The following is an 11994-nucleotide window of genomic DNA, read 5'->3' on the forward strand; positions in this document are numbered from 1 at the left end:
GGTACTGCAGGGGGGACCCTGTGGGAGAGTAGGTCACCGCCGGACTTCTTCATGAGCCGGGGTTGGTTGGTGAGTGAGCAGAGATGCTCCTCGCCTCCCAACCCCGGCTTTTTTGTTGCCCGAAAACTCTGTGAAGCCCGAAGGGTCACGGCGAAGAGCCCCTGCGTTGAGAACGCGGGGGCTCTTCGCCGTTCCCGCCCCGCTGCCTACAGGCGGCCCGTCGCCTTGAGCTCGATGTAGTGGTCAGCGATCGCAGGAGGCAACGTAGAAGGTGTGCCCGTCACCGTGTCCCCGCCAAGGCGACGAACCGTCTGACGGACCCGCTCCTGATCGAGCAAGGCCCGCTCGGCGGCCGAGGCCGCATACGTCTGCTCCCGGGTGTCCCGGCGAAGCGCCACCTCGTGCACATCCGGATTCAACACCGACCCGAGCACCACCACGTGCTTGCTCGCCAGCTGCGGAAGTGCGGCGATCACCGGTTCGAGCGTGCCCGCCGTCTCGAGCGTCGAGAGGATCACGACGAGCGACCGGTGCGTCGTCACACCGCGCACGAGGCCGGGGATCGCCCGCCAGTCCGTCGCGATCAGCTCAGGCTCCACGTCAGCGAGGGACTCGACCATGCGGCTCAGCAGCTCGGCCCCGGAGACGCCCTGGATGCGTGCGCGCACCCGGCGGTCCCAAGCCACCACGTCGACCCGATCGCCAGCACGAGTCGCAAGCGCGGCCAGCAACAGCGCCGACTCGATCGCCGTATCCAATCGCGTCTCGTCGGCGACACGGGCCGCCGAGGTGCGTCCGGTATCGATGACGATGACCACACGCCGGTCGCGCTCCGGGCGCCACGTTCGCACGACGAGGTCCTGGCGCCGAGCCGTGGCACGCCAGTCGATCGAACGGACGTCATCCCCTCGGACGTACTCGCGCAGCGAATCGAACTCGGTGCCCTGCCCGCGAACCATGAGACGCGTCGCCCCATCCAGCTCCCGCAGCCGCGCGAGACGCGACGGCAGGTGCTTGCGCGAATTGAACGGGGGCAGCACCCGGAGCACGCCACGGTCGGCGAGGCTCACCTGGCGGGCAGCCAGACCCATGGGCCCCCAGCTCCTGAGGGTGACGAGCTCGGACCTCCGGTCGCCGCGACGCGACGGACGGAGCGGGAACTCCGCCACACGTCGCTCGCCGGACGGCACATCGAGCCTCGGACGGTGCTGCGTTGCACCAGCCGTCGGCTCCCAGCCATCCCGGACCTGGAGCCGGAGCGTCCGCGATCCCCGATTCGTGATCGCGACCCTGCTCACGGCGTCCTCACCCAGCCGCACTCGGGCGGGCAGGTCGCGCTCGATCTCCACCTGGCGCGGAGCGCCGGCGAGCAGGACGTCCGCGATCGACGCCAGGAGAACGAAGAGCAGCCAGATCGCGAGCGTCACGTACGCAGACTCCGCTGTCTGCCCGAAGAGCACCACTGGGACAGCGCCGACCGCGGTCAGGAGCACCAGACGTCCGCTCACCACCATGCGATCACGCTTCCCTTCAGGCCTGCACCCTCGACTGACACCTGCAGCTGCCGGATCAGATGGGAACCTGGACCTGCGCGAGGATCGAGCGAAGGATCGCGTCCGCGCCGACCCCCTCGAGCTCGGCTTCCGGACGAAGCTGCAGTCGGTGCCGGAGCACCGGAAGCGACATCGCCTGCACGTGGTCAGGCGTCACCGCCTGGTACCCGCTGAGGTACGCGAACGCCTTGCTCGCCGACATGAGGGCGGTCGCCCCACGGGGAGAGACGCCCATGCGGACGGACGGCGACTGGCGGGTGGCCCGAGCGATATCGACGATGTACGCGAGCACGTCCGCTCGAACGTCGACGGCCGCTGCCTCGGCCTGAGCGCGCCTCAGCTCTTCGGCTGTGAGCGCGCTTCGCACCCCTGCGGCGCGCAGGTCTCGCGGAGAGAACCCCGCGGCGTGCCTGCGCAGCACCTCGAACTCGGCGTCCCGCGACGGCAGCTCGAGCACGAGCTTCAGCAGGAAGCGGTCGAGCTGAGCCTCTGGGAGGGTGTACGTGCCCTCGTACTCGATCGGGTTCATGGTCGCGGCGACGAGGAAGGGGGAGGGGAGCGCGCGCGTCACCCCGTCGGCAGACACCTGGCGCTCCTCCATCGCCTCGAGCAGGGCCGACTGCGTCTTCGGCGGCGTCCGGTTGATCTCGTCCGCGAGCAGGATGTTCGTGAACACGGGGCCCTCGCGGAACTCGAACTCGCCAGCCGCAGCGTCGTAGACCAGCGAGCCCGTGATGTCACCCGGCATGAGGTCGGGCGTGAACTGCACGCGCTTCGTGTCGAGCGACAGCGTCTCACTCAGGGTCCGCACGAGGAGCGTCTTGCCGACCCCGGGGATGCCCTCGAGCAGGGCGTGGCCGCCGGCGAGCAGGGCGACGAGGAGCCCGTCAACGGCTCGCTCCTGTCCGACGACGGCCTTGGCGACCTCGCCTCTGACTCGCTGCAGTGCTTCACGGACATCGGTGCTCATGCTTGGCCTCCGGATTTCTCGGCGGTGGAACTCTGGTCGGTGGTGCTGGGGCCGGTGCTGAGGCGGACGCTCCCTGGGTCTGCCGCCTCGGCGACCGCTCGTTCCAGGGTCAGCAGGGCCTGGCTGAGGTCGAGCAGCTCCGCCTCGCTGCCGGGCACGGCATCCAGGAGCGTCCAGGCGATGGCTGCTCGGTTCGCGCCGAGGATGGCCGCGCTCGAGGTGATGATCTCCTGCACGCTGCTGGCTTTCGACAGCCCGAGCGACTTCGCGAGGCGGGTGGTCGTGCCGATGCGCAGGTTGTCGAGCGCGCGCAGCCGCGCGCGCTGCTGGGCGTAGAGCCTTCCGCGGCCGTGCATGGTCTCCGACGCCTCGACGATCACCGGCAGGCGCTCCTCGACGAGCGGACCGAAGCGGCGACCTCGCCAGATCATGACGGCCAGCAGCGTGGCGAGCGCGATCAGGATGCTCGGCGTCAACCACGGCGGCACGAAGGCGTCGAGTGAGGGCTCGACGCCGAAGACGGCCTCGGCGTCGGAGACGCCCGGCGTATACCAGACGAGCGACGCCGTCTGTCCGAGGACCGAGAGGCCCATGGCGGCGTTTGCGGAGCTCAGCACGTCGCCGTTGCTCAGGTTGTCCGTCGCCCCCAGCGCGGCAAGTGTCGTCCCGGAGGGAAGCGACGTCTCGACGTAGGCGAATCGCCCAGACTCGGCGTAGCAGGCGCTGCTGGCCGCGGCGGCAGCATCGTCGAGCTGGTAGAGCCGAGCTCCGCGCTGCGAGATCTCGGGTGCCAGCTCGGAGAGGGGCGCAGCGCATTCCGGGCCCGCCTCGACGACATCTTCCGCCTCACCCGCGGCTCCGACTCCACCGACCGTGATCGCCCCGCCGAATGCGTCGAGGAGGCCGCGGCTCGGCGCGAGCAGGACAACCCGGTCCGCGTCCAGCTCAGCGATCTGAGCTGCCAGCTCATCGACCGCGATGCCATCGCGGTCGTGCACGACGAGTGTCGTCTCCCCCTCGGCGTCCTGGAGCCGCGCCCGCGCGTCATCCATGCTCTTGGCGCTGCTGGTCTGAACTCCCTGCTCGCCGAGCACGGTGAACACGGCCTTGCCCCCGTCGGGGCGCGCGGAATCGACACCGAGATACGGGGCGTTGGCACTCGCGACACCGCCTGCGATGAGCGCGCTCGTCACGGCGATCACCACGGCTCCTGCGGCGATGAGGATCCACGGGCGTGCTCGCCTCAAGCGCTCTGGAATCGTCGGCGTGGCTTCTTGCGTGTGGCTCATGAGGCGCGACCCGCGAACGAGGTGAGGGCCACCGGCTTGGCCGCCTGCAGCGACGAATCCACGTCTCTCAGCGCCAGCCAGTCGTCCTCAGACGCGCCGAGGCCCAGGTATCTGGCCGCGTTGAACGACCGGGCAGCTCGCTGCAGCCCGGTCGCCTGTCCGGGGAACGCGGAGGTCGTCGCCGCAGCGACAGCTGTCGCGGTCATGCCGGGGCTCAGCGCGATCACGGTGCGGTCGTGCACGGCCCGCGCGAGCGCCCTGAACTGCTCGATCACGGCGGTCTCGAAGTCACCGCGTGCCCCAGCGGCTGCAGCCGAAGCCCGCAGCTCCTGCGCGGAACGCTCGTCGCCGTCGAACAGATCAGGCGAGAGCGCCGCCCCGCGTCTCGCTCGCTGAACGAGGATCGGGCGGCCCACGAGCAGCGCGATGACGGCGAGCACGACGATCGCGCCGAGCACGAGAGCGATCGGCGAGAGCCCGCCGGGAACTCCGTCGATGGGCTGCAGGATGTCGTTGACCCAGTTCCAGAAGTCGTCGATCCACAGGTCGAGCCAGGTCGGCGAGGCCTGCGTGTACTCGCTCTTGGCGAGCTCGCCCTGCAGCAGGTCTCGGGCTCGGTCCTCGTCGATCTCCAGAGGGGGCTCCCCAGAGCCGGCCAAGGGGCCACGGGTCATCAGCGCGCGTATCCCGGAGCGGTCATGGGCGGCAGGTGCTGCTCCCGCTGCACATCGAAGTCAGCGTCGGTGATCTCAGCGCCGGCCGCGGACTGCTCCGCGTACCGCTGGAGGGTCACGCCGAGCCCTTCCTTCCGCATCCGCAGATCGAAGTACAGGATCGTCGCGTTCCCGCTGGTGAGCACGAGGACGATCGCCCCGAGCAGGACCTGCAGGGCTGAGGTCAGCAGCAGGATCACCGCGAAGGCGACGATCGTGCCCGCTTGCGGTTCCGCCGACTGCCCGCTGCCGAGCGGCGTGAGGAGGACCTGGCCCATGCTGACGGCCAGCTGCGCGACCGTCGAGACCGCCCCGGTCGCGAAGTTCAGGATCACCTGGATGACGACGACGATGCCGAGCACGCGCCAGAAGTTGCCGTGGGAGAGGCCCCAGCTGCGCCGGATGGCCGCGATCGGCCCGAGCCCCTCGAGCACGATGGCACTCGGAGCGAACATGATCTTGATGCCCACCCACACCATGAGGACAACCGTCGCGCCGCCGAGCAGCAGCGTGAAGATCACGCCGAGACCGATGGAGCCGGCCATCGTCGCCTCGTCTGCTCCGGAACCCGAGAGGACCATGAACAGGATGAACGGGATGAGCAGCCACCCGACGGCGATGAGGAGGAGCGAGCCGACGCCGACGATCAGCGCATAGCCGATGAGGCGCCAGACGCCGCGCCAACCGGCGCGCCAGGCTTCCTTGAACCCGAGCTTCTCGCCGATGGCCCCGCGCGCGACCACGCGGACGAGGATGCCCTGCAGGAGCGCCGAGCCGACACCGGCGATGGCCAAGCCGAAGATCGCGGCGAGCGAGGTGAGCGTGATGGAGGACACGAGCATCGGCGTGATGTCCTCCTGGCTCCCGCCGAACGGGATGCGAGTGAACATGAGCATGCCGACGACCACCGGGAGGAGGCTCGCGAAGAGCGTGGTCGCGCCCATGACGATGACGGCACTCCCGAGGGTCGTCTTGGGGGACGTGCGGAAGAGTCGGAAGGTGGCGGCGAGCGCATCCCCGAACGCGAGTGGACGCAGCGGGAACAGGCCGGGCGTGGGAGCCGGCATCCACTGACCACCAGGCTGCTGCCCGTACCCGGATTCCGGGGCAGGGCCGTACTGCCAGTTCGATGAGCCAGGGGCGGGCTGGGGTGCGGGCCACTGGGCACCCTGCTCGAAGCCGCCGGGCGACTGCGCTCCGGGTGTCGGCGGATACGCGTGGTGGGGCTCTGGTGCGTGCTCGTATGGGCCATGCGTCACCCGCCCATCGTGGCATACCGCTCGCCGCGCTCTCTGGGTTGAGCCTCTGAGGAGGCTACGCCCGCTACGCTGAGGGAACCGCCCGGTCTCGTGCGGGTTCTGGAACAGGGAGGGTTCTGTGGGCGAACGCATCCTCGTGGTCGATGACGACCTCGCGCTCTCGGAGATGATCGGCATCGTGCTCAGGGCTGAGGGCTACGAACCGGAGTTCTGCGGTGACGGCGCGGCCGCCCTCGGCGAGTTCCGTCGGGTCAAGCCGGAGCTCGTGCTGCTCGACGTCATGCTGCCTGGGCTCGACGGCATCCAGATCTGCCACCTGCTGCGCGCCGAATCCGGGACCCCGATCATCATGCTCACCGCGAAGTCGGACACGACCGACGTGGTGCGCGGCCTCGAGGCCGGCGCCGACGACTACATCGTCAAGCCCTTCAACCCGAAGGAGCTCGTCGCGCGCATCAAGACGCGACTCCGCGCCAGCCAGCCGGAGGTGCAGAGCATCATCCGCGTCGGCGACCTGACCCTGAACGTGAACGCGCACGAGGTCCTCCGAGGCGACGAGCAGATCAACCTCACGCCTCTCGAGTTCGACCTGCTCCTGACCCTCGCGGCCAAGCCGCAGAAGGTCTTCACCCGTGAGGAGCTCCTCGAGCAGGTCTGGGGCTACCAGTACAAGGCGGACACGCGACTCGTGAACGTGCACGTGCAGCGCCTGCGCGCGAAGGTCGAGCACGACCCGGACCACCCGAAGATCGTGGCGACGGTTCGCGGCGTGGGCTACCGCGCTGGGAACACCACCGCATTCTCCTGACGTGAGCGCAGTGATACCGCGCGCGACCTCCACCTCTCCTCGGTCCTCCGACGTCGACACGGAGGGCATCCGCGTCCCATACAGATGGCGGTCCGCCCGCGGCGTGTGGCGGAACCTCGTGTTCCTCTGGCGCACGTCGCTGCCGTTCCGCACGATCGCGCTCTCGGTCGCGCTGACGACCGCGACAGTGCTCTCGGTCGGCTTCGTCATGTCGAACTCCATCGCGAGCGACCTCTTCAACTCGAGGCTTCGGCCGCTGGTCTCCGAGACCGAACGCGCCGTGACCGCGGCCCAGACCGTCTTCGCGTCAGGCGAGGAGACGGACAGCGCCGCCCTGGAGACGCTGCAGACCGTGGCTGTGGATGCGGCTCAGGACTCCGCGGCGAACAGCTACGGCGTCATCTTCATGCAGAGCGGGTCGGGGACTGGCGAGCAGCCGAACGAGCTGCGAGCACTCGCGAAGGGGCCCGTGTCGGCAGACCTCGTCTCCGATGAGCTGAAGGAGGCGGTCAGCGCGGGCGCGGACACGACCGCGACCGGCGCCGCGTCGACCTCCCCGCAGACGCACTATCAGTCGATCGCCCTCGTCGACGAGCTCGGCAACGTGGTCCCCGGCATCGTCATCGGCTCGACCGTGACCGTGCAGAACCTCGGCCAGTACGAGATGTACTTCGTGTACTCGATGGAGGAGACCCAGCAGACGCTCGACTTCGTGCAGCGCACCCTCGTCGTGGCCATGATCGTGCTGGTCCTGCTCGTCGCCGTCATCACGGGATTCGTCATGCGTGCCGTCATCCAGCCCATTCGCGAGGCGGCGAAGACGAGTCGGCGTCTCGCGGCAGGCCACCTCGAGCAGCGTGTCCCCGAGTCCGGCGAAGACGACATCGCCACGCTGGCGAGGTCGTTCAACGAGATGGCGGACAGCCTGCAGGACCAGATCGAGCGCCTCGCGAACCTGTCCCAGGTGCAGCAGCGCTTCGTCTCGGACGTCTCCCACGAGCTGCGGACGCCGCTCACGACCATCCGTCTCGCGGGTGGGATGCTCTTCGACCGTCGAGATGACTTCGACACCGTCACGGCCCGCTCGGTCGAGCTGCTGCACGACCAGATCGAGCGGTTCGAGATCCTCCTCGCCGACCTCCTCGAGATCTCGAGGTACGACGCTGGCGCGGTCGAGATCCTGCGCGAATCGAACAGCCTCGCGACGGTCGCCGACGACGTCATCGGGGCCATGACCCCGGTCGCACTCGACCACGGCACACGCCTCGTCCTCAAGGCGCCAGGCGGATACGGCGAGTCGGAATTCGACGCACGTCGCATCAACCGGGTCGTGCGCAACCTCCTCGGCAACGCCATCGAGCACGGGGAGGCCAAGCCCATCGTCGTCTCGGTCGACTCCAACGAGTCGGCGGTCGCGCTCTCGGTGCGCGACTACGGCATCGGCATGACCGAGGCGGAGCGAACGAGGGTCTTCGACCGGTTCTGGCGCGCTGACCCCTCCCGCAAGCGCACGATGGGCGGGTCGGGGCTCGGGCTCGCGATCTCCCTCGAAGACGTCCGCCTGCACGAAGGGCGCCTCGAGGTCTGGTCGGAGCCAGGCAAGGGGACGAACTTCCGGCTCACGCTCCCGCGGTTCGTCGGCGGCAAGATCATGGGGTCCCCGCTCCCGCTCGAGCCGGGTGACGCCGGGGCCGCGACCATCACGATCGAGGAGGAGGATGTGTCCTCCGAGGCGTTCACCGACGAGGACGTCGACACGCAGCCGATCGAGCTCCCTGACCTCGTCGGCATGCGCTCCTCGAACGCGGAGCCGCTCGTCTCCTCAGCCCCCACGAACTCGATGGACGTCATCGACATCGCCCCCATGGACGAGCCGACGCAGACGCCAGCACCCTGGGACGACGCCGAGGCGGTCGTCGTGACGAGCTCGGCTCCCGACTCCGTGCCGTCGCTTCCCAGCAGCGACCCCGACGATGGCGTGAACAGCGACGACGCCAGCCCGAGCCGCGACCAGGAACAGGAGGACCCGAAGTGACAGGATCCGCGCACCGACGTCGCGCCGCGCGAAGCGCGACCGCCGCGATCGTGGTCCTCGCCGTGCTCGTGCTCGTCGGATGCGCCCGCATCCCGACCTCCGGCCAGGTCCTGGCCGGCGAGTCCGAGCAGCAGGAGAGCGACCAGTCCTACAGCTTCTTCCCTGATGCGCCCCGCGACGGGATGAGCCGCGAGGAGATCGTCGAGGGCTTCCTCGATGCGGGGACCGGAACGCAGAACGACTACGAGGTCGCGAGGGAGTACCTCGCGGACTCATACCGGCAGGAGTGGGATCCGAACGCGCGCATCCTCATCACGGCGTCCGTACCGGACGTGGTCGACGCGGGCCCGGACAGCATCCAGGCCAGCTACAAGTCCTCGGCGAGCGTCGACTCGGAAGGCCTCTACAGCGAGCTCAAGAGCGGAACGACGGAGCGGCTCGAGTTCACGCTCGCCCAGGATTCCGCCGGTGAGTGGAGGATCACGGAGGCCCCACCAGGCATCGTGCTGCTGAGCCAGAACTTCCGCAGCCTCTTCAAGAGCTACACGCTCTACTTCTACGACGACACCCTCTCGCGGCTCGTGCCGGACGTGCGCTGGTTCGACGCGCAGCAGACTGCGCTGACGCGGATCGCGCGCGCTCTCGTGAACGGCCCAGCCCCCTGGCTTGCCGAGGGCAACGTCGTCAGCGCCATCCCGTCCGGCGTCTCGTTGCTGGGCGCGGTCACCGTCGAAGGGGACGTCGCCGACGTGGACTTCTCTTCGAGTCTCTCCTCGACCTCGCCGGACCAGTACTCGCGGATGCTCCTGCAGCTCACGGAGAGCTTCGCGGACTTCGAGGCGATCTCGAGCGTCACCATGTCGATCACGGGTGTCCCCATCGACCAGGAGCTTCCTCCGGAGGACGAGGTCGTGGTGAACCGCCAGGTGACGAGCACACCGCTCGTCTACAAGAGCGGTGAGCTCGGCTTCCTCGGCGGCGTCAACGTCACGGCATCGCCTGAGACGGCGGCTCTGCAGGGCGCGCTGGCCTCGCTCAGCCCGCAGAAGGGCGCCTACTCCGCCGACGGTGATGTCGCATCCTTCGTGACCCCGAACGGCGTCTTCACGACACCCATCTCCGATCCGGAGCCGCTGCTCGTGGACGCACGACCGGGCCCGTTGGCCATGAGCCTGGACAGCTGGGGGTACACCTGGACCGGAAGCACCGACGGGCCCGGGCTTCGCGCGACCGACGTCGAGGACCGGCAGCACAGCTGGCTCGAGCCCGCGGAGAACGTCGGAGCCACCGGGTACCGGGCCATCGCCGTGTCGCGCGACGGCGCGAGGCTCGCCGTGCTCGAGAACAGCTCCGTCGGGGTGCGCGTCGCGGTCATGGCGATCGAGCGGGAGCCGAGCACGAACCGGCCAGTCGCGCTCGGCGTCCCGCTCGTGCTCGAACCGGGTGGAGCCTCGCCGGTCGATCTCGCCTGGGTGGACGAGACATCCCTCGCCGTCCTCGCAGTCGGCAGCGAGGGGACCGCCGAGGTTCGGACACAGACCGTCGGCGGCACCGTCAGCGTCAACGGGGCGGTGCTCGACGGCCAGCAGATCACGGGAAGCAACACTCCGGCCGGGCTGCGTGTGCTCGACAAGGACCACCACATCTACGTGCCGAAGGGCAACAGGTGGCAGCAGTCTGACGCTGTCGTCGACTTCATCCTGACGCAGGTGTGACGGACGCGCTGAGGCTGTTCTCCACAGTCTCAGACGCCGCCGGCGACCGCGGGCCGGGCTGAGGCAAGCTTGCAGGATGTCGCCGCCGTCGATGCTGGTCGCGCGCCTGCGCACGTGGCTCGAGCGGCTGCGCGCGGACGCGCTCGACGCGCTCGCGGTTGTCCTCCCGGTCACCTGCGCCTCGTGCGGAGCCGTCGATCGGGCCCTGTGCCGGCGGTGCGGCGAGCACCTCGCCCGCGATACGGGCGTCCGGGCGTGCGAGCTGCGAGTCGTCGCGGGCGACGGCAGCCGCATCCCGGTCTTCGCCGCCTCCGACTACGAAGGCGCGGTCAAGGCGCTTATCGCGGCGCTCAAGGAACGGGGGAGAACGGATGCCGCCCGCCCGCTCGGCCTCCTCCTGCGGAGGGCGATGAGCGGACTGGCGGAGTCCGCACGGGCTCCCGCATCCGCGACCGGACCGACGCCCGCGTGGGTTCCGGTGCTCGCTCCCTCCTCGCCGAGGTCTCGCCGTGCCCGCGGATACGCCCATCTCGCCGTGCTCTGGGAGGTCGCGGTGCCAGGGACGCGCGGCGTCGACGGGCTCCGCGTCAGCCGACTGGTCCGCGACCAGGCGGGGCTCTCCAGGCACGGCAGGGCGGCGAACCTCAGGGGCGCCTACGTCGCGGACCCCAGGCTCGCCGGTGCGCGGGTCGTCCTGGTCGACGACGTGGTCACGAGCGGCGCGACGATCAGGGAATCGGTTCGCGCGCTGGAAGCCGTGGGTGCGGTGGTCATCGGCTGCGCCGTGATCGCGGAGACGAGGCGGAAGTCACCGCAGAGCCCGTGAGCCGGACCCGACACGCGCGGAGGGTACGGCATGCCTGCGAAGTCGCAGATAACACCGGGTGAATAGGGGTCTACGATTGCGGCACAGCATCACGAGGCAGTGACACCTCGGCCTCGTGCAGAACGACAGGAGAGTGACATGGAAATCACGATCACCGGTCGCAACACCGAGATCCCGGACCGCTTCCGCGAGTACGCCACGGAGAAAGCGCTCGCCAAGGTCTCGTTGCTCGATGGCAAGACGCAGGCGGCGGAAATCAAGCTGACCAAGCGCACGGACCGCGCGGGCAACCTGCTCGACAAGGGCAAGGTCGAGATCACGCTCTTCGGCCCTGGCCCCTTGATCCGCGCAGAAGCCGAGGCCGGTGACAAGTACGCAGCCTTCGATCTCGCGCTCGACAAGCTCGTCGAGCGTCTCCGTCGCAACAAGGACCGCAAGAAGATCCACCGCGGACAGCACACCCCCCTCCGCCTCCAGGAGGCGGCAGCAGACAACTTCTCGCAGATCGACGTGGTTCCCGCTGACACGGACACGATCAGGCTCGTCGAGAACGGCGGCACCGCCTCTGAGATCGCGGCAGAAGAAGAGCAGCTGGACGAGCTCTACTCGCCCGTCGTGATCAGGGAGAAGACCTTCGCCCCGAAGCGGCTCAGCAACGACGAAGCCGTCGACCACATGGAACTGCTCGGCCACGACTTCTTCCTCTTCATCGAGAGCGAGACCCTCCGCCCGAGCGTCGTCTACCGCCGGCGCGGCTGGGACTACGGTGTCATCGCGCTCGACGAGAACGAGGTTCCCGTCTCCTGAGCCCAGCCCGCTCACCCTC

At 69.1% G+C, this 11994-nt stretch carries 10 protein-coding genes; 5 read left to right on the forward strand and 5 right to left on the reverse strand.

Going from position 1 to position 11994, the window contains the following annotated elements:
* Window positions 1-206: 206 nt before the first annotated feature.
* From F8O03_RS13870 to F8O03_RS13890, 5 genes are read right to left on the reverse strand one after another with little or no spacing between them, the layout of a single operon-like run.
* A complete protein-coding gene (locus tag F8O03_RS13870) occupies window positions 207-1514 on the reverse strand; it encodes a DUF58 domain-containing protein (protein WP_151424401.1) in 1308 nt (435 codons plus the stop codon).
* Window positions 1515-1569: 55 nt separating this feature from the next.
* Window positions 1570-2523, reverse strand: a complete 954-nt coding sequence (locus tag F8O03_RS13875) for an AAA family ATPase (protein WP_104252318.1) — start codon at window positions 2521-2523, stop codon at window positions 1570-1572.
* Window positions 2520-3812, reverse strand: a complete 1293-nt coding sequence (locus F8O03_RS13880; protein WP_151424402.1) for a DUF4350 domain-containing protein — start codon at window positions 3810-3812, stop codon at window positions 2520-2522. Before F8O03_RS13880 ends, F8O03_RS13875 begins: the two co-directional genes overlap by 4 nt.
* On the reverse strand, window positions 3809-4486 hold the full coding sequence (locus F8O03_RS13885; protein ID WP_151424403.1) for a DUF4129 domain-containing protein: 678 nt from the start codon (window positions 4484-4486) through the stop codon (window positions 3809-3811). The genes F8O03_RS13880 and F8O03_RS13885 overlap by 4 nt, the downstream gene beginning before the upstream one ends.
* Window positions 4486-5784 (reverse strand): DUF7847 domain-containing protein, encoded by a 1299-nt coding sequence (locus F8O03_RS13890; protein ID WP_151424404.1) that lies wholly within the window; start codon window positions 5782-5784, stop codon window positions 4486-4488. Before F8O03_RS13890 ends, F8O03_RS13885 begins: the two co-directional genes overlap by 1 nt.
* A gap of 118 nt (window positions 5785-5902) precedes the next feature.
* Here F8O03_RS13890 and mtrA point away from each other — a divergent pair, with 118 nt between their 5' ends.
* The 5 genes from mtrA to hpf all read left to right on the forward strand — a co-directional run bounded on the left by mtrA (window position 5903) and on the right by hpf (window position 11975).
* Window positions 5903-6592, forward strand: a complete 690-nt coding sequence (gene mtrA / locus F8O03_RS13895) for an MtrAB system response regulator MtrA (protein ID WP_104252322.1) — start codon at window positions 5903-5905, stop codon at window positions 6590-6592.
* 1 nt (window position 6593) lies between these two features.
* On the forward strand, window positions 6594-8627 hold the full coding sequence (gene mtrB / locus F8O03_RS13900; RefSeq protein ID WP_244296291.1) for an MtrAB system histidine kinase MtrB: 2034 nt from the start codon (window positions 6594-6596) through the stop codon (window positions 8625-8627).
* On the forward strand, window positions 8624-10342 hold the full coding sequence (locus tag F8O03_RS13905; protein ID WP_151424405.1) for an LpqB family beta-propeller domain-containing protein: 1719 nt from the start codon (window positions 8624-8626) through the stop codon (window positions 10340-10342). Before mtrB ends, F8O03_RS13905 begins: the two co-directional genes overlap by 4 nt.
* A gap of 76 nt (window positions 10343-10418) precedes the next feature.
* Entirely contained in the window at window positions 10419-11168 is a 750-nt protein-coding gene (locus F8O03_RS13910; protein ID WP_151424406.1) for a ComF family protein, read from the forward strand.
* 138 nt (window positions 11169-11306) lie between these two features.
* Window positions 11307-11975, forward strand: a complete 669-nt coding sequence (gene hpf / locus F8O03_RS13915) for a ribosome hibernation-promoting factor, HPF/YfiA family (protein ID WP_151424407.1) — start codon at window positions 11307-11309, stop codon at window positions 11973-11975.
* Window positions 11976-11994 lie beyond the last annotated feature (19 nt).

Origin of the sequence: Pseudoclavibacter terrae (genome assembly GCF_008831075.1) — a bacterium.
Lineage (GTDB): Bacteria > Actinomycetota > Actinomycetes > Actinomycetales > Microbacteriaceae > Pseudoclavibacter > Pseudoclavibacter terrae.

What these genes read in the sequence shown, in the direction of transcription:
- F8O03_RS13870 (WP_151424401.1), bottom strand. Translation starts at nt 1,514, where the DNA reads ATGGTGGTGAGCGGACGTCTGGTGCTCCTGACCGCGGTCGGCGCTGTC.
- F8O03_RS13875 (WP_104252318.1), bottom strand. Translation starts at nt 2,523, where the DNA reads ATGAGCACCGATGTCCGTGAAGCACTGCAGCGAGTCAGAGGCGAGGTC.
- F8O03_RS13880 (WP_151424402.1), bottom strand. Translation starts at nt 3,812, where the DNA reads ATGAGCCACACGCAAGAAGCCACGCCGACGATTCCAGAGCGCTTGAGG.
- F8O03_RS13885 (WP_151424403.1), bottom strand. Translation starts at nt 4,486, where the DNA reads ATGACCCGTGGCCCCTTGGCCGGCTCTGGGGAGCCCCCTCTGGAGATC.
- F8O03_RS13910 (WP_151424406.1), top strand. Translation starts at nt 10,419, where the DNA reads ATGTCGCCGCCGTCGATGCTGGTCGCGCGCCTGCGCACGTGGCTCGAG.
- hpf (WP_151424407.1), top strand. Translation starts at nt 11,307, where the DNA reads ATGGAAATCACGATCACCGGTCGCAACACCGAGATCCCGGACCGCTTC.